The organism is Rheinheimera sp. ATLC3 (genome assembly GCF_059429535.1).
Window position 1 is genome coordinate 1,946,394 of the sequence record NZ_CM182103.1, and the last position, 18,042, is coordinate 1,964,435.

Annotated in this window: 16 protein-coding genes; 10 read left to right on the forward strand and 6 right to left on the reverse strand. The window is 50.4% G+C overall.

The features are described 5' to 3' along the window. Positions 1-117: 117 nt before the first annotated feature. The 4 genes from AC5SV9_RS09045 (at position 118) to AC5SV9_RS09060 (ending at position 4,131) form a co-directional block, all read left to right on the forward strand. Positions 118-2,013: an extracellular catalytic domain type 1 short-chain-length polyhydroxyalkanoate depolymerase gene (locus tag AC5SV9_RS09045; protein WP_475148261.1), complete on the forward strand. Its 1,896-nt coding sequence runs from the start codon at positions 118-120 to the stop codon at positions 2,011-2,013. Positions 2,014-2,091: 78 nt separating this feature from the next. Beyond that, positions 2,092-2,484 carry an MAPEG family protein gene (locus AC5SV9_RS09050; RefSeq protein WP_475148264.1) on the forward strand — a complete coding sequence of 131 codons (393 nt, stop codon included), beginning with the start codon at positions 2,092-2,094 and terminating at the stop codon, positions 2,482-2,484. Positions 2,485-2,502: 18 nt separating this feature from the next. Continuing rightward, the gene (locus AC5SV9_RS09055; protein ID WP_475148267.1) at positions 2,503-3,303 is read left to right on the forward strand and encodes a hypothetical protein; all 801 of its coding nucleotides are present in this window, start codon (positions 2,503-2,505) and stop codon (positions 3,301-3,303) included. Positions 3,304-3,462: 159 nt separating this feature from the next. Continuing rightward, positions 3,463-4,131, forward strand: coding sequence for a DUF4097 family beta strand repeat-containing protein (locus AC5SV9_RS09060; RefSeq protein ID WP_475148269.1), 669 nt, complete (start codon positions 3,463-3,465; stop codon positions 4,129-4,131). 24 nt (positions 4,132-4,155) lie between these two features. Here the strand turns inward: AC5SV9_RS09060 and AC5SV9_RS09065 are convergent, their stop codons facing one another. Next, positions 4,156-5,049 (reverse strand): LytR/AlgR family response regulator transcription factor, encoded by an 894-nt coding sequence (locus tag AC5SV9_RS09065; protein ID WP_475148271.1) that lies wholly within the window; start codon positions 5,047-5,049, stop codon positions 4,156-4,158. A 105-nt stretch (positions 5,050-5,154) separates the two neighbouring features. On the opposite strand from AC5SV9_RS09065, the gene AC5SV9_RS09070 reads away from it, so the two are divergent. From AC5SV9_RS09070 to AC5SV9_RS09085, 4 genes are all read left to right on the forward strand, one after another. Next, positions 5,155-6,375 (forward strand): acyltransferase family protein, encoded by a 1,221-nt coding sequence (locus tag AC5SV9_RS09070; RefSeq protein WP_475148272.1) that lies wholly within the window; start codon positions 5,155-5,157, stop codon positions 6,373-6,375. Positions 6,376-6,431: 56 nt separating this feature from the next. Then, positions 6,432-6,974 (forward strand): histidine phosphatase family protein, encoded by a 543-nt coding sequence (locus AC5SV9_RS09075; RefSeq protein ID WP_475148274.1) that lies wholly within the window; start codon positions 6,432-6,434, stop codon positions 6,972-6,974. Positions 6,975-7,068: 94 nt separating this feature from the next. Continuing rightward, positions 7,069-7,482 (forward strand): HI0074 family nucleotidyltransferase substrate-binding subunit, encoded by a 414-nt coding sequence (locus tag AC5SV9_RS09080; protein ID WP_475148277.1) that lies wholly within the window; start codon positions 7,069-7,071, stop codon positions 7,480-7,482. Then, the gene (locus AC5SV9_RS09085) at positions 7,482-8,441 is read left to right on the forward strand and encodes an Abi family protein (RefSeq protein ID WP_475148278.1); all 960 of its coding nucleotides are present in this window, start codon (positions 7,482-7,484) and stop codon (positions 8,439-8,441) included. Before AC5SV9_RS09080 ends, AC5SV9_RS09085 begins: the two co-directional genes overlap by 1 nt. A gap of 106 nt (positions 8,442-8,547) precedes the next feature. Here the strand turns inward: AC5SV9_RS09085 and AC5SV9_RS09090 are convergent, their stop codons facing one another. Genes AC5SV9_RS09090 through AC5SV9_RS09110 form a run of 5 tightly spaced genes read right to left on the reverse strand, consistent with a single transcriptional unit; the run spans position 8,548 to position 14,554 of the window. Next, entirely contained in the window at positions 8,548-11,379 is a 2,832-nt protein-coding gene (locus AC5SV9_RS09090; RefSeq protein WP_475148279.1) for an Mks condensin complex protein MksF, read from the reverse strand. Further along, entirely contained in the window at positions 11,372-11,962 is a 591-nt protein-coding gene (locus AC5SV9_RS09095; protein ID WP_475148280.1) for a condensin complex protein MksE, read from the reverse strand. Before AC5SV9_RS09095 ends, AC5SV9_RS09090 begins: the two co-directional genes overlap by 8 nt. Next, positions 11,952-13,199, reverse strand: a complete 1,248-nt coding sequence (locus tag AC5SV9_RS09100; protein ID WP_475148282.1) for an MksB family condensin complex protein — start codon at positions 13,197-13,199, stop codon at positions 11,952-11,954. Before AC5SV9_RS09100 ends, AC5SV9_RS09095 begins: the two co-directional genes overlap by 11 nt. A 57-nt stretch (positions 13,200-13,256) precedes the next feature. After that, positions 13,257-13,883 (reverse strand): YigZ family protein, encoded by a 627-nt coding sequence (locus AC5SV9_RS09105; RefSeq protein ID WP_475148283.1) that lies wholly within the window; start codon positions 13,881-13,883, stop codon positions 13,257-13,259. 38 nt (positions 13,884-13,921) lie between these two features. Next, positions 13,922-14,554: a trimeric intracellular cation channel family protein gene (locus AC5SV9_RS09110; protein ID WP_475148285.1), complete on the reverse strand. Its 633-nt coding sequence runs from the start codon at positions 14,552-14,554 to the stop codon at positions 13,922-13,924. Positions 14,555-14,713: 159 nt separating this feature from the next. Between AC5SV9_RS09110 and AC5SV9_RS09115 the strand changes: the two genes are divergently transcribed. Both AC5SV9_RS09115 and AC5SV9_RS09120 read left to right on the forward strand, forming a co-directional pair. Continuing rightward, positions 14,714-15,664, forward strand: a complete 951-nt coding sequence (locus AC5SV9_RS09115) for an aq_1923 C-terminal domain (protein WP_475148287.1) — start codon at positions 14,714-14,716, stop codon at positions 15,662-15,664. Positions 15,665-15,941: 277 nt separating this feature from the next. Further along, complete coding sequence (locus tag AC5SV9_RS09120; protein ID WP_475148288.1) at positions 15,942-18,041, forward strand: TonB-dependent receptor; 2,100 nt, start codon at positions 15,942-15,944, stop codon at positions 18,039-18,041. Position 18,042: the final 1 nt, after the last annotated feature.

The following is an 18,042-nucleotide window of genomic DNA, read 5'->3' on the forward strand; positions in this document are numbered from 1 at the left end:
GGTTATCACTCCTATAGTAAGGAGCGTCGGGGGTTGTAGCTTAGGGTTTGCTGGTAACAAGGTGTAAAGCTGCGTCGCCTCCGGGTCATACAATAACAATGATAAGGATAAGACGACGTGAAAAAACATGCTTACTATGCTGCAGCCGCTCTGGCTCTTGCTTCAAGCTGCTTTAGCGCACTGGCTGGCAGTTGGCAACAGAATGTCGCCACAGGCGGCTTTAATAAGGTACATATTTACACCCCGGATTCGGTTTCAGCCATCGGCCAGGGCCGGGGCCTGCTGCTGGTCTTACACGGCTGCACCCAGGCTGTTGATGCTTACCTGACAGCCAATCTGGCGCAGGCAGCAGAACAATATGGCTTGGTGATCGCGGTGCCGGACGCTATGAATAAAGCCGGTTTCAGCTGCTGGTCTTACTGGCAGGGTACTAAAGCGCGTAGCGCTGGCGACTACAAAAATCTGATATCACTTGCCACCACCTTAACGGCTAACAGCAGTTATCAAATTGACCCGAATCAGGTGTATATCGCCGGTTTATCTTCAGGCGCAGCCTTCGCCAATACTACGGCCTGCCTGGCGCCGGACATTTTTGCCGGCATGGGCGTCAGTGCAGGCCCCAGTATTGGCACCAGTTCCAACGGCGCTTTAGGCCCTTGCGAGAGCGCTGATGTTGCCAGTCGCTGTGCCCAATATGCCGGCAGTTACGCCAGCCATTTTAGTAGTCAGATAGCCTCCATTGCCCAAGGCCGTAGCGATACCACGGTGAATCTGTGTTACAACGAGCAAAATGCCACCGGCATGGCCGACTTATACGACGTCGCGCGGCTTAGTGGCGAAAACCTGATTAGCGAAGGTGCCGGGCGTACTGCCGATGAAAGCCTGTGGCAGGATGGCCGGGTATCCATGCTGTGGCTTAACAACGTTAATCACGCCTGGTCTGGTGGTCAGGGCGCCAGCGGGGCCTATATCAGTGGCAGTGGTATTAACTATGCAAGCTATCTTGGACAGTACTTTCGTGACAATAACCAGAGAGTTAACCGTAATAGCGCACCTGAGCTGACTAATATCATTGTCGACCAGAACAACAGCGCTATTAATGTCAGCGGCAACGTTAGCGATGCAGATGGCGACAGCATTACTGTCAGTGCCAGCTTTGCCGATAGCCTGAATCAGACGCAAGATGTCGCTGCAGTGCCAGATGCCAATGGCAACTTTGCTATCAGTAGCCCACAGCTGCCGGATGATTGGTATCAGCTTACTGTGAGAGCTACAGACAGTGCCGGCCTTAGCAGTGCGCCGTACCAGACATCGGTCTTACTTGGCCCACCACCACCAGCCAGCGCACCTGAACTCACCAATCTTAATGTAACAACAGACGGCCAGTGCGCTACCGTCACCGGCCGGGTATTTGATCTGAACCGGGATCTGGCCGGTGTCAGTGCCGACTTTTCCAACGGCAGGGTCGATGCCACTATAACGGGCGATCAGTTCAGTGCCCGTGGCTGCAATCTGCCCGGAGGTGTCAACACAGTATTAGTTACAGCCACTGATAATGAAGGCCTGTATACAACTGAGCAGGTGAGCTTTGATATTGATGCCGGGCAAAACGCTACATTGGATCAGCATATCAGCGCTGGCCGGCTGGACTATACCAATTACGCGAATTGCTATCTGGAATACAGCACAGCCAGCTTTATTTTGCGCGAACAACTGGTAAGCGGCAGTCAATGCCGCTGGCAGGATGAGGACGGCAGCTGTTTTGGCCCGACCCAGAGTTGCGGCAACAACGGCGGTGGTGATAGCGAACCACAACCCGCAGACTGTGCGCAATTTAGCACCAACAACTACAGCCATAAACTGGCCGGCCGGGCTTATAGCACAGGAAACCCTTATGCACCGGATTACTTTGCCAGCGGCAGCAATGCGGCATTAGCAGGCTCTACCTGGGGTATCAACACTTTACACTCAAGCAACAGCGATTACTGGCAGGTAGGTAATTGCCCACAGTAAGATGCTGTAAAATCGTTAAAACAACGTTATGCTAAAGCCCGTGATGACCCACGGGCTTTTTAATTAAGGAACCCAGCAATGACTACTGCTTTATATGCTGCACTACTTGCTTTGTTTTATATCGTGATGAGTTTTAAAGTGGTCGGCAAACGCCGCAAATATCAGGTTGGAATTGGCAGCAACGGTGAAATGGAACTGGAGCGGGCCATACGGGTGCATGGCAATTTTGCCGAGTATGTGCCCTTTGCCCTGCTATTGCTGTTTCTGGCCGAATACAGTGGTTTGGCGCCGCTTTATATTCACATTCTGGGTGTCGCCTTAATCATAGGCCGCTTAAGCCACGCCTGGGGTGTGCGCCAGATGAAAGAGCCGCTGGGCTTTCGGGTATTTGGCATGATACTGACATTCAGCGTTATGCTGCTGTCTGCCATCGCTATTATTGTGCTGTATTGCCTTAAATTGTACGTATAAATAGAAACAGGAAAACTGGTGCAACAAGCGAGATACCTTAATGATAACCGCTTAATCAGCACGGCCGAATATCAAGCGGCATCGGAACACTATCGCGGCTTATTACTCTGCCCGCTTTGCGAAGAAAAAGCCTGGTTTATCAAAGCAGTTAGTAGCGAAAACATCAATCGCGCGGCCTGTTTTGCTGCGCACCACCAGCAGGGTTGTGAAGCCGCTACACTGCGGCTGGATGCACAAGACGAGACGACTGGCAGTAAGCCAGATAAAGTAACCGAGCCTGCTGTGCGCTATGCCCCGGCTGGTTTATGGCAAAGCATAAAAGCGCCGCAGCTTGGCGGCATCGACGGTTACGATGTTAATACGGCCTTGCGTCAGTTATTAAGCCATCTGTGCCGTAACCGCGATTTTGCCAGCCAGGGGCAAAAAATACTGGTACTGACAGCAGCAGACAGGGAGCTGATATCCGGCAAGCTGGCCGATTATCTGGTGCATATCAACGACATCAGCGATAAACATTTACAGGCACTGTATATTTTCTGGGGCCAGATAAACAATGTGAATGAGCGCGAGTTTGAGAACCCGGCCGATGATGAGCTGTGGTTAAACAGCGGCGATTACCGTAAAGAGCCGAGTATTTTTATCGATGCTGATTTACGTTACAGCATAATGCGCCGGTTTAACCTGACAGATTTAGATGCGTTAAGCGGCGCAGACTTTATTTTACTGGGACATGCCGGTAAATCGCCACACGGCAAATTTACGCTGCATATCGCGATGAGCAAGTATATTGCTTTTCGTCGCTATGATCCTGCAGAGTAAATCATACCCGTTAGTCATTAGTCTTTTCCGCTATTTATTAGTAAAAACCGCAACACCACCCAAACACTAAAAACAAAAAATCAATTAATTTCAAATAGTTAAAATTGGCAAATCCTTTGCAAAGCTTACGGCAAGCTAACAATAAAAAAGGACACCGATATGAAACTTTCTACCTTAGTTGCCGCTGTTACTCTGGCTGTTGCCGCTGGCTGTATTGTCAGCCCGGCCTTTGCTGAAGGTAACCAAACCACTATTGATAAAGTACTGGGCTCTGCCTCAGTGGGCAGTAATCAGCATTATGGCGATATTTCGCTGGTCAATGGCAGCGTGCAAATGGCCAGTAACAGCAGTGCCAACGATGTATCAGTAGTCAACGGTAGCGTCGACATACGCGATAACGTCAGCATCAACAGTGGTTCAACAGTAAACGGTAGTATTGAAACCGGTAGCGGTTTACAGGTAGCCACAAATCTGGAGACGGTGAACGGTAAAATTCGTCTCGGCAGCAACGCGCAGATTGGCGGTAGTATCGATACGGTAAATGGCGACATCACGCTGGATAGCAGCGAAGTTGCTCAGGATATCAGTACCGTAAACGGCGATATCACGCTTACCGGCAACACTGTGGTAAAAGGCGATGTGATTTACAAACCACGCGGTAAAAAGAAATCTTTCTTTGGCTGGCGCAATGACAGCAAGCCCAGCCTGCATATTGGTGCTGATGTGATAGTTGAAGGCCGTATTTTGCTGCAACAGGAAGTAGAGCTGAAGCTGGATAACCCGGCAATGCAAGATAAAGTGGTGTACGACATTAACGACGGCCGCTAAACACTGCCAGCCAGACTGCAAAACTCAGTCTGGCTGTAATGCTGCCCTGAATGCGTCTTTAAATCGCCGCGATAATGCCAACTGTTCACCGCTTTTCAGCAAAATGTCGCCATCGCCGCTGCTATCGTAACTAATACTTTCGATAGCACTATGGTTTACGGCTAAGCTACGGTGTACCCGGCTAAAACCTTTGCTGCTCAATAAATCGAGTGTGCTACTTAACGTGGCACGTAGCGGATAAATCCGGCCTTTACTGTGCAGGTTAACGTAATTGCCGCTGGCTTCCAGCCACTCTATATCATCGGTGCGGATCAAAAACTCTTTATCCAGCTTTTTAACCAGAAAATGCTCCGGCGCTTTCTGGTTTTTTTGCGTTGTAGTTTGTTCCACACTGTCTTCAGCCATATCCAGCTGATGTGCTTCACCTTTGAGCCGGCTGTAACCAAACATCAGCAGCTGATAACTGAGCAAAAACCAGATATAGCCCCATACATCTTTACGGTATTCATAGAAGAACTCGCGCAGCAGCGGGCCAAAGTTATAGTTGCCGCCATGCCAGTAATAAATTAGCTCTCGCAGTGCCACCATCAATCCAACATGCAGTAAAGAGAACAGCAAACTACCCAGCAGGTGAGCCAGCAGCTGACGTTTTACGTTAGTCAGTTGCAGCGGATAACGTCTAAACCAGTAGAACAATAATGGGCACAGCAGCAAGGTGCTGATAGCACTACTGTATTCCCACACTATCGGCTCTAAAACCGATAAACTGTTCGCCGGGTTCCGGCTGTGCTCCATCCATACCGAACTGGCATTTATAGCCGCGTTGATAAAGAAATACAGCACCAGCAACAGATAACTATACAGCGTTGGCCGTTGGTCAAAACGCTCGAACATACTTTTTGCTTTACCGCTTGTCACACTCAGCCACCTGTTATCCCTAAAGCCCGCCGCAGCGCCATTTGTCTGTGTTGCATGCTAGTGCAACAGCGCACACTGGGGCAACTATTACCAAGGAGCTTTGTTATGGCAACACATTTATCTCAACGCCGTTACGATCTGGACTGGTTGCGCACGCTGGCATTCACGCTGCTGATTCTATATCACGTTGGCATGTATTATGTCGCCGATTGGGGTTGGCACGTAAAAAGCGCCGTTACCAGTGAAGGATTGCAAAACCTGATGCTCCTGACTAACCCATGGCGCATGTCACTGCTGTTTTTTATCAGCGCTATGGCGCTGGCATTAGCGCAGCGCAACACCGCCACATTCAGACTGTTCAGCCTGCGCAGCAACCGTTTACTGATCCCGCTGCTATGCGGCATGTTTATTATCGTGGTGCCGCAGGTTTACTACGAAGCCTTATCACAACAGCTTATCGAACCGGGTTACTTCAGTTTCTGGCTGCACTATATCAACCCGAACACTGACTTGCTGCGCGATCATCACAGCCCTATCGGGCTGCTAACCTGGAACCACCTGTGGTTTTTGCCTTACCTGTGGTGCTACAGCGTATTAGTGCTGATTATCGCGCCGTTACTTAATACACTGGCGAAATACCTGCAACCCCTGCCCGGCAGCATTGCTTTGCTGTTGGTGATGGCCAGCCTGATCTGTGCCTGGTTTACACTGCGGCAGGCTTATCCTTCAAGCCATGCTCTGGTAAATGACTGGTATAACCACGCTAAATACTTCAGCGTCTTTATTGCCGGTTATTTGTTTGCCTTGCAAGGCAACTGGTGGCAAAAGGTTATCGCCTTTCGTCGCTGGTTTCTGCTGGCAGCGCTGGTCGGGTACAGCCTGATTATTGCCGATCGTAACGCCCTGTTTGACAGTGTGCCGGCCAGCTTTGGCGAATCATTTAGTGGCCGCTTGCTGGTCGGTGCTGTACTGGCGCTAAATCACTGGGGATGGATCTTAGCGCTTATCGGCTATGCCGGACGTTACCTCAGCAAGCGCACCAATACGGTAGATAAAGACGGCAAACTTCTGCACTACGCTAACAACGCTATTCTGCCCTGGTATATGCTGCACCAGACGCTAATTATCGTATTTGCAGTATGGCTTAAGCCATTAGCATTACCGGTAGGTGTTGAGGCGACACTGCTGATTATACTAACCTGCGCTGGCTGCTGGGCCGGGTATGAGCTGGTAAAACGCTTCTGGCTTAGCCGCTGGTTATTTGGCTTGAAAGTTACAATAGCAAGGCAGGATAAAGTTCCCGATAAACAACTGGCCCATGACTAAACCTAACGTCCGCGCTTTACGTACCAAGCAACAGGCAAGGTTAGCTGGGTACCAAGATGAAACGGTTTTGTTTACTCGTTATGCTACTGACTCTGCCGATTTCGTCAGAGCCATGGGATAGTTGGCGTGAAGGCAAAGCAATACTCATTATGCGCCATACACTGGCGCCGGGCACCGGCGATCCAGCCGGTTTCGTGCTGGAAGATTGCAGTACCCAGCGTAACCTGAATAACGAGGGCCGTCAGCAGGCGAAGCACTGGGGCAAGCTACTACGCGAAAAATACAGCGCTGATATTACCGTTTACAGCAGCCAATGGTGCCGCTGTCTGGAAACAACCCGGCTAATGCAGCTAGCCACGCCTGAGGCGTTACCAGCACTCAACTCATTCTTTGCCGGTCGTGGTGATGCAGATAAGCAAACTAAAGCGTTACTGCAGCAGTTTGCCTTCGCTCAGACTCCACAACCAACAGTGCTGGTTACCCATCAGGTTAACTTCACCGCCTTAACCGGTATCTTCCCGCGCTCAGGCGAGGCTGCGATTATCGCCTTACCTCTAACGCAACCGGCTACGGTGCTGGCACGGATAACGCAACCGTAAAAGGCGTTAGCTAAATTGATATAGTCAAGCTGGCATGGGCTGCATTGCTGGGGTAAGCTAAACAGCATTACATTTGATGCAAAGCTGGAATGATATGTCTTTAGATATTAGCCCGTTACTCAACGCTATTGGCCGTCTGAGCGAAGGCTTACAGCGTTATGAACGGGATATTACTGACATTCAAATCCGCGATGGTCTGGTACAGCGCTTTGAATTTACTTATGAAATCAGCCACAAAATGCTTAAGCGTTACCTGGAACAAAGTTCTGCCTCGCCCGATCAGTTTGATGTGATGCCCTTTGCTGATTTGATCCGCACAGCCAATGAACAAGGCCTGCTAAAAGGCGATTGGCCAGCCTGGCGCGGGTATCGGGATATGTATAGCAAGGGATTAGAAAGCTACAACGAAAATATTGCGCATCAAGTGGTGGGAATCATTCCAGCTTTTCTTAGCGAAACAAAATTCCTGGCAACAAAGCTTACACAAGCTTTGAGGCTACCTAGCTAGTGGCAGATTTAAAACCATGGCGGTCGATGACCGACCAATTAGCGCTACTAAAATCTCGCGGTTTGTTAGTTGATAACGATACGGCTGCACTAAACTACCTGGCCCGTATTGGTTACTATCGGCTGAGTGGCTACTGGTACCCGCTGCGCGTTATCGACACTGAAACATCGCTACAGCGAAACCAGCCTGTGCGCTTTGATCACTTTATGCCTGATAGTCATTTTGAAGACGTAGTTAAGCTTTATGTATTTGATAAAAAGCTACGCTTACTAGCGCTGGATGCGCTTGAACGGATTGAAATGGCGCTGCGGGTGGATGTTGCCCACTTACTTGGACAAAAGGAACCCTGCGCGCATATAAACCCAGATTGTTTACACGGTAATTTTGCCAAAAAAGCGATCAAGAAAGGGCCAAGCAAAGGTAAAACCGAACACCAGGTGTGGCTGGAAAAATACAGCGCTATGCTACATCGTTCACGACGGGAGCCTTTTATCGCTCATCACCGAATAAAATATGATAGCTGTTTGCCCGTATGGGTAGCGATTGAGGTGTGGGACTTTGGACTGTTATCAAGGTTATTTGAAGGCATGCAGTTTTCGGATAAAAACCGCATTGCAGCAAAGTATGGGCTTTCTGATGGCGAACAGCTGGCAAAATGGCTTAAAAGCTTGAACTTTGTGCGTAACGTTTCAGCTCACCATAGCAGGCTATGGAACATCAACGTATTAGAATTATCTGCCTGTCCAACCTCCTGGCCAAAGATGAATCATAGCCGCCCTTTTATGTACTTTGCGATGATGTCACAACTGCTTTCAGTAATCTGCCCTAACTCAACCTGGACACAACGACTCCTCACTCTGATGAATGATTTTCCCACTGCAAGAAATGGCATGTTGACTCTGCAAGATTTTGGCGTAGTTGAAGGTGCTATTGAATGGTTGAACGGATTTCAGAAATGAGAACCGACGCGTACATAAATGCAGAGGCGCCGGTCATATTGGTTGCAAGTCTAGGGTCTGGGTGTCGTTCTGTCAATTAAGATTTTAATCACCATTTAATTTACTGTTATATCGTTTCAGCCAAAGCTTCGACCTCTTCCGGCTGCAGTTCTTGCTGCACCGGCTGGCAGATTATCCAGTCTTTTTCATCTACCCAGTTTTGTGCGCCGTTGGCGACGGTGCGGATAGGCACGATATAACGGCAGCTGGTTTGCGGTTTCACCGAGGCGAAAATTGGCACAAAGCCAAAGCTGAGTGCAGTTTCAATAATCGCCTGCTGGTTATGCGGGTCGATATCGGCAGCTTCGTCGATGTAAATCGGAATACGGTATTTACCGCGTTCGCGCTCGGCCAGTAACTGGCGGATAAACAACATACCGCACAGTAGCTTAATGGTAATACGGGTGCCGTTAGAGCCGGCCGAGTCGATCTTGTCGAAGTACTCTTCTTCACCAGCGCGGTTAACCACTTTAAAGCGGATATCGAATAAATCCGATAAGGTTAAGCCACCTTTCTCGCTGGCGGCCTGCACCAGATAATCGCGGGCAGCGTTAATATCGCGCTCGGCCAGGGTATTGCCGGCCAGCAGGTCAAAGGTATCGCCCTGCTCGTAGGCTTCTGAGGTGCTTAAGATAGTATCGATATGGCCAACCAGCAGCTTGCGATCGACTATCTCTATCTTAAAGTCTTTTAAGTTGGAGATTTGCTGACGCCAGATGCCGCGGTTAAAGCTGTTCAGCTCGCGGTGCAGCCGGTTTAAATCGTTACGCAGGCCTTTTAACGTCGAGGCCACTTCGGTTAATGCTACCCGGGCACGGCGTTCAATGGCATCACGCTCTTTATCCAGATGATGGAACGCTTCTATCAGCTTCTGGTACTTCAGCTCAGTGTCGCTTTCGGTTTCAAACTTGGTGATTCCGGCGTTGTAGATAAACTGATAGGTATTGGCGATATTCATCTCGGTTAAGCGCAGCTCCTGACAGTCTTTATTAAAACTGCGGATACTGTCGGCTAAATTGTCAAAATCCAGCACGATATCAATCATATAAGGCGTAACACGGCCGCTGTATAACTCAAGCTCATGGTCACGGCGCTCACGTTTTTCCTGATCGATGCGCTCTTTTTGCCGCTTTAACTGCTCGAGCTTATTGTTGAGTAAATTACGCCGATCAGACTGGCTGGCCAGCTTGTGCTGCACCTCATCCAGCTGGCCTTGTACGCTGGCTTCTTCCTCTTCCAGCGCAGCCTGTAACTGCTGCTGATCATCAAGCAGCTGCTGCATTTGCTGGTAGCGACTGAAATCTTTAACGTCTTGCTCAGCTTGCAGCATATCCTGATACAAGCGCTCTTTTTCGCGCGTTTTACCGGCTAAATCGGCGGCAACTTCAATTTGCTGGTTAAGCGTATGCAAGCTTTGCTCTAAGGCGTCGATTTGCTGCTTAATTTGCAATTTATCTTCGGCGCTGGTCATATCCGGCGCACTGTGTAGCGGTGCTAAATCGATAACGGCGCCCGGCAGATGTGCCTTGCCGCCTTTAATGCAGTCGGCCAGTTGTTCAAGTAACTGACTAAAAGCGCTATCGTCGCTGATCTCAACCTCACCGCCTTTGGCAGTAGACAGCGACAATAAATCCGGGTTTAGCAGCTTGGTAATGTGCTGTACTTCTGGCAGGCTTAAATCTTCGCGCAGCCGTGAATACAAATTGTATTCGAGGTTTTTCAGCTGCAGCTTGGCGCTTTTATGCTGCTTCTGCGTCTGGCTTAGCTGGTGCTGCAAAGTGGCCTGATTAACGTTACTGGCGCCCTGTAAACTGTGGCTTAATCGCTCGTAATCGCTGCGGATATTGCCAAGGTTCGTCGCCAGTTGCTCGCTGCTGGCGAGTTCAAAGCGGCCATGCAGCGCATCGTATTGGTTAAACCACTGGCTAAGCTCGAGCTGGCGGTTGCCTAAGTCTTTAATCTGGCCAACAAATAAGCGCTGGCGCTCTTCTAACTGCTGCTTTTCGCTGAGTAAATCTTCCAGCTGTACGCTAAGCTCGCTGGTTTGATCGTCAAAGTGCTGCTGATAGTCATTTAATGCAATATCGAGCTTAGGCGCGTAAGCGGCTAATTTACCTTTATACACTGCGCGCGCATCCAACATATGCTCCAGTGCGGTCACGCCTTCCTGCTGGCTTTCCAGTGCTTTTAGCTCGCGCCGGTCACGGTTAACCTTTTCAAAAGCACCATGCCAGACGGCATAAAAGTCGACTTTCGGGTCACCTAAATGGCGGGCGAATACCGGCAGCAATAAACGCTTAACATCCTGCGCGGTGAGCTTGTGCAGGTTCAGAATGCGGCGGAAAATATCTTTATACACCGGTGCATCTGACACGTTGTTCAGCGGGATCATGCGCAGATTAATCCGGCTGTCGTAGGGTGTGGCGCCGCCGGTCAGCATGGCGTTTAGCTCGGACGGCTTCAGCTCAATCGGGTCCAGGCCTTTTTCGCGCAGCACGTGGTCGAGCTTGTTGTATTTCACTATGCTGTTGCCGGCGATAAAGTGGTCTAAATCCAGTGCACCCTGATAGCAAAAATACTGGTATTTGTAGCCGGCAATTTTACCCAGGCCCGCCACACCGATAACCACTTTGCCATCGGGCAGGTTGGCCTCCAGCAGGATATAGCTTTGATCCGAACCAAAGTAGAACTTACGCGTTTCATCTAAATCGTGGCCGTCCCACTCGGTTAAGCGTAAATCGTTAATCAGCGGGAACTGCAGCGCATTAATTACCGAGCTTTTACCGGTATTGTTCGGCGCACAAATGGAGGCGGCATGATCGAGTGGAATGACGCATTTGGCATAACCGGCGGTGTTTAACAGCGCCAGCTTCGTCAGGCCGTACAGCTGCTCAGACATCGCTCATCTCCTCAGTATCCTGGGTATCTACCAATAACACCGTATCGCTGGAGTCTTGCGGCACGCCATCATCTAACTGCAGCAACGCATCTAAATAACGATGCACCGGCGCAAGCAACTTAATATTGTCACCACTAGCACGGGCTAAACCTAAGCGCAGCATACGGTTGGCGACTTCACGTTTTACATCAGTGGCACTGAAGATATCCAGCTGCTCGAACAGGTGATACTGCTTTTGTACAATGGCTGCGAACACTTCGTGATCCAGCTCGCTATCAAACAGCGCTTGTAGTGGATCGCGGCCCTGATCGGCGAAATATTCCACCAGCGCATAAATAGTCAGCGCAAATAAACGCGAAATTTTGCCCATATTGGCGCTGGCATCATCGACATCAAAATAGAAAAAGCCGCGGCTGTCGCGCTTTAGCGTATGGCCCAGGCCCGAGAATAACGCGCTGTAGCTCAGTTCCTGCGCGTCCAGTTCTTGCCACAGGGCTAAGTCCTGCTCGCTGATATGGTAACCGCCACTGAGCTTTTTATAGATCTCAGCCAGCTGGGTCAGCTCTTGTAAATCAAGATGCATCGGCCTTGGCCTCCTGCGAAAACGGGTAAAGGGTTAACTTATGCTGCTGTAATGTCAGTTCAACCGCCTGATGGTTGTGGTTAAGCGCCAGGCCATCTTCGCGGCTTAACGCCTGATACAGATACAGCAGTTCATCCAGCGCTAAATTCGGGTAGCTGTCATCCAGCCAGCGCGCCAGGTTAGTAATAGTGCCACTAGTGCGCGCTTTGCTCAGCACGCTCTCGTAATCCGGCAGTTGTAAATTCGGTGCCACACGCTCGTCTTGCTGCGTCGGCAGCTGGTATTCGGCTTGCTGGTAATCAGCCAGCTCGGCCATATAGCTGGTAAGCTGATTAGCACTGCCGAGCGAGAAGCGCTGCGAATCCGAGGCGATAACTACCGGCAGCTGGCTTAGCGTGAGATCAATGCCTTTTTTGCGCATTAAACCCAGTACGGCACTGGCATTACGTGATAACAGCGTGTTTTTACGCAGCTCTTCGCGTAGCGGCATTAACGAGTCGGCACTGCGGCTTAAACTTTCGCGGCCAATCTGGTTCATATCCAGCAAACGGGTGCGCAGCTGCAGCAATAATTCTTTTTCGTGGCTTAGGCCGCCGCTAATTTCCAGCGCGGTTATTTGCTCACTCAGCAGTGCTTCCAAGCCGGCAATAGTGGCCTGAAACGGGCCATTGATATCAATCAGCTGCAGCATTGGCTCGATGTAGTCGTCAAAGGCTTCCATCACCGCGCTGTAGCGGCGCGCTAACGACAAATTGCGCTCATCGGCTTTGGCTTTATCGACCAGGTTTAAAATAGCGGTTTCGTTTTTGGCAAAATGTTTTACCACTTCGCGGATCCGCTCATCCATTTGCCAGATAAAACGTTTTAGCTCGCTGGCATCACGACCTTTGGCGGCAAGCTCCAGCTTACGCGCCAGGCGGTTTAATTCATGAATACGGCTTTGAATATCTTCAGCCATACCCAGGTTGTGTTCCTGCAGCAGATATTCGGCAAATTCCAGCACGGCGCGGTTTAGCTCCAGCTGGCTGGATTTAGCCAGCGGGATAAACACTTCAGCCTGCAACAGTCGCTGCGCTTCTTTAAAGATTTGCTCGCTGCTGTAAGCAGGATTAAAGCGTTTAATCAGCGCCTGCACATCCTGAAAACTGAAACTGCCAAGGCTACTGCGGCCAATTAAGGCTTCAATAACCTGCCAGTGCTCGTCCAGACATTTTAATATTTTACGCGGGGATATCATGCGCGGCTAAGCGTTCCTGCTCGATACTTCAAAAAGGCTATTATCCACGGATTAGCGCTAAACGCCAGAGTGTGGCGCGACCTGACTAACGACTACAGCACCTGCAGTTTCATTAATAAGCTGATCGCACAGTGCCTGCTCGGCATCCTGCGCCAAGCTGATACAGATTGTCACGTTGTCACTGTAACTAACATCCTGTAACGACGCCTTATACTGCTGCAGTAGTTGCCGCAAGCGGGCTTCAAAGGCGAAGCTGACAACGATAGTCAGGTCAATACTGGGGCTTACCAAGCGTAGCCCGGCTTTTGCCGCCGCCTGTGATACGGCATTCGAGTATGCCCGCACCAGCCCACCGGCACCCAGTTTTACGCCACCAAAATAGCGCACCACTACCGCCAGGCTATCACCCAATTCGCGCTCGGTTAATACATGCAACATAGGTTTACCGGCGGTACCGTTTGGTTCGCCGTCATCACTAAAGGCCTGCGTTTTCGGCTGGCGGGTATTGCCAATAATGTACGCCCAGCAGACATGATTGGCGTCCGGGTAACGCTGTCGGTACTGCTCAACCCATGCCATAGCCTGTTCCCGGTTGTTTACCGGGTGCAAAAAAGTCATAAAATCACTGTTTTTCTCGGTGAGCAGATGTTCAGTATCAGCAGCGAGAACGGTATATCGGCTCATGGGTTTTACAACATATCCCGCAGGTTGGTTAGCAGTTATCAGGGCTCGTTTAGTTCGGCGTGGTGCTTGGCGAAAACAGGTATGGTGATCTGCCATTTCATCGCAGCTAGCCGCAACATTAGCAGTGCCAGCATACCGACTGTCATCGCCACAGCAGTGTTTACGCCAAACCAGATAAGGCTGGTGTAAACCACGCCACCGAAAATACAGGTCACAGCATACAGCTCGCCACGAAACACCATTGGCACTTCGCGACACAGCACATCGCGGATCATACCACCGCACACCCCGCTCATGGTACCGAGCATTATTGCTACCATCGCAGAAGTGCCGTTATCCAGCGCCTTTTGCGTACCCATAATAACAAAGAACGCCAGCCCTAAAGCGTCAAAAAACTGCAGTGTATTATGCGGGATAGTCAGCCGGTTGCGCACCGCCAGTATGGTGCCGATGGCCGCAATAAAAATGGCATAAAAGTAGCTGTTATTGTTAATCCAGATCACCGGCACATCTAGAATAACATCACGCAAGGTGCCACCACCTATAGCGGTAACACTGGCCAGTACAATAACGCCAAAACCGTCCATCTGGTTACGCCAGGCGGCCAGTGTGCCAGAGATAGCAAACACTGCTATGCCCAACAAGTCTATCCAGTGAAAATACTGTTCCATACCGTCACCCCACTGTTATCTGGCTGCAACTTAACAGGCTTTGTACGCAGCGTAAACAGCTATAAGCCGCTAAAAATACGCGGCTATAAGGCTGTTCGCCCTCACAGCACTGTGTTAACATTTCAGCGTTTTATTAACAAAAACCAGTAAAGGATTAGTATGAAGAAGTCAGTGATTGCTTTGGTCGTGCTTGCAGCTGTTGCAGGTGGTGGTGTGTATTTTGCCAATCAGTATGCCGAAGATGTAGTAAAGCAGCAGGTTGAACAGGCAAACCAGAGCTATCGTCAGTTAGCGGCCAATGGCGACATGCCTCTTATTTCACTGACATACAAAGATGTGTCTGCCAATGTACTGACATCAAGCTACAGCATTGCCGGCTTAGAGGTAAGCATGGCTGAACTGGGCACGGTTGCTACGGTTGAACAGATTACCGCTAAAGGCGTGAAACCGCGTGAACTGGCAGACGAAGGCAGTGTGCATCTGGTTGGCGCCAAAGCCGCGCCGGCAATACTGCAATTACTGCCGCCACAAACCAGTGCTTTTGTGCAAAGCCTGGCGTTACATGGCGACTACAGCTATCAGTACCAAAATGACGGTCAGCTGTTATTTAACCAGCAAACCCGCATTAATGACGAATTCAGCCTCAGTTACAACTTCACCCTGGCGCAAATGCAGCAGTTCTGGCAATACGCCAAAGAGATCAGCGCCCTGGCACCAGAGCAGCAACAGCAACTGGTTGGCTCTGAAGCGTATGCCGAGCAAATCGTCGAAAAACTGCTGACCGGTGCGCTGAGTAATGGTGCTGTCAGTATTGAAAATAACGGTTTTATCGAGCGCGCTATCGCCATGACGGCAGAGCAAGGGCAAACGCCGGATTTAGAAACCATCAAAGGTATGGCGCTGATGAATATTTCGATGCTGGAGCCGCTGCCGCAAAATATGAAAGATGCGCTGGCACAGTTTGTAAACCAGCCAGAAAAGCTGCAGCTAAGCTTCAATTTTGCTGAACCACTGCAATTTGCCAAAGTACAAAGCGGCGAACTGATGCCAGAACTGGGCTCGCCCGAGGCCATTATTGAATTTGCTAATTTGCAACTTAAAGCCAACTAAACTGCAGACCAAACCCGCTGCGGCTTAATGCCAGTCAGTTAAGCTTGCAGCCGCCATCGGTTTGCCCACACCAACACGCCGTGAACCCAACCCCTGGGGGCTCCTCTCAGCCCATCCAGGGCTGAGACGGTTGGCTTAGGACAAACCAATTCCGCTTAAATGATTAGCAGCACGCTACAGCGGGTTTTGTTTTGTCCGGGCCCGCGGCTTACCTTGACATTTGTTAACAGCACAAGTATAAATGCGAACCATTTACATTTATGCTAACTGGTACTCTATGAAGCCGTTATCTGCGCTATCTCTTGCTTTACTTGTTTCCTCTTCGTTTGTTGCTGCTCAGCAGGATATTGAGCGCATTACCGTGAGTACCAGCCGCAGTAATGCACCGGTCAGTACAGTGCCGGCCACGATTACCGTTATCAGTCAGGAACAAATTGCCAGCCAGCTGGCGTTTACCCAGGATATCTCTGCGATTCTCGGCAACCTGTTACCGGGCTTTTCACCCAGCCGGCAAAAGCTGACCTCAGCCGGTGAAACACTGCGCGGCCGCGAGCCGCTGTATATGATTGATGGCGTGCCGCAATCTAACCCGCTGCGTAACGGCTCGCGCGATGGCAAAACCATTGACCCGGCAATGATCGAACGGATTGAAGTGATCCGCGGTGCAAATGCCATTCAGGGCATGGGCGCCAGCGGCGGGATCATTAATATCATTACCAAATCTGCCGGCGATAACCGCCATCAGCTCAGTGCTGGTTTTACTACACCTACTACCGGCGGCAGCGACAGCCAAAGCTACAAAGCCAGTTATCTGCACAGCTATCAACAGCAGGGTTTTGCCGTGGTAGCCGGTGTGTCGGCCAGTGATACCGGTATGTACCGCGATGGCAACGGCGATTTAATCGGCGTCGATGGAACCCAGGGCGACACCATGGACTCGCGCAGCATTGATGTGTTTGTTAAAGCGCGCCAGCAACTGAGTGGGCATGAAAGCCTGCAGCTGATGGTAAACCACTACAAATTACGTGGTAACGGAGACTATGTTCAAGTTGCCGGTGATGTTGACGCAGGTACTCCAGCCAAGTCTGAGCGTGGCGAAATAGAGGGCATGGCACCTCAAAACAAAGTGACCACAGCGACGCTGGATTACAGCAATACTGCAATCTTTGGCGGCAGCTTAAACTGGCAGCTGTTTCTGCAAGACTTCGCCGCACTATACGGCGGTGGGCGTTTTGCTGCCTTTCAGGACCCGGCACTGGGCGCCAATTTTTACGATCAGTCACAGAATAAATCGACCAAATACGGCAGCCGCTTAACCTGGTTTAAACCTAATCTGGCATTGAACGGGCTGGATTTAAGTACCGGTGCCGATTGGCTGCAGGACGAAACTTATCAGGAATTGGCGCTGAGTGGTCGTAACTGGGTACCGGAAACTGAATTTACCAACCTGGCCCCTTTTGCCCAGCTGCGATACAGCGCGCTGCAAAACTTTACCTTTAGCCTTGGTGGCCGCTACGAATATGGCAAGCTGAAAGTAGATGATTTCACCACGCTGGACGCTTACAAAAACACCTTTGTTGCCGGCGGCGAGCCGGACTTTAACGAGCTGCTGACCAATGCCGGTGTAGTGTGGCAATTTCACCCTAATGTGCGTTTGTACGGCAGCTACAGCGAAGGCTTCAGCATGCCGGATGTTGGCCGGGTATTGCGCGATATCAGCACACCGGGCTTATCGGTAGACAGTTTTTTAACGCTGCAGCCGGTGCTGTCAGACAATCTGGAACTGGGCATTGAGTTTAGCTTTGACAACTGGCAACTGCGCGCCAGCGCTTACCGCTCAGATTCGGATCTGGGTATGCGTTTACAAGCCGATGCCGATGGCATTTACAGTGTAAGACGCGAGAAAACCGAAATAGACGGTATTGAAGCCGAAGGCCAGTATTACTTCAGTACTGATAACCAAATAGGTTTCAGCTATGCCCGCACCAATGGTCGCTATGATAGCGACAACGATAACAATGTCGACTTTGATCTAGGCGGCGTGAATATCGCACCAGAGCGGTTAAACCTGTACTGGCAGCAGCAATGGCTGCCGCAGCTTAGCAGCCGGTTGCAGGCCAATATCCTGTTTAGCCACACATTGCATATCAGTAATAATTTAACTACCGGCAAACCTGTATATGAGCACTTTGACGGTTACACCACGCTGGATTTCAGCAGCAGCTATGACACGGCGTACGGCCGCTGGACGCTGGGTATCGAAAACCTGGCCGATAAACAGTACTTTACCTATTATGCGCAAAGTACACCTGCAGCAGCACGTTACTTTGCCGGTATCGGCCGCACAGTAAACCTAAGCTGGTCACACGCGTTCTGAT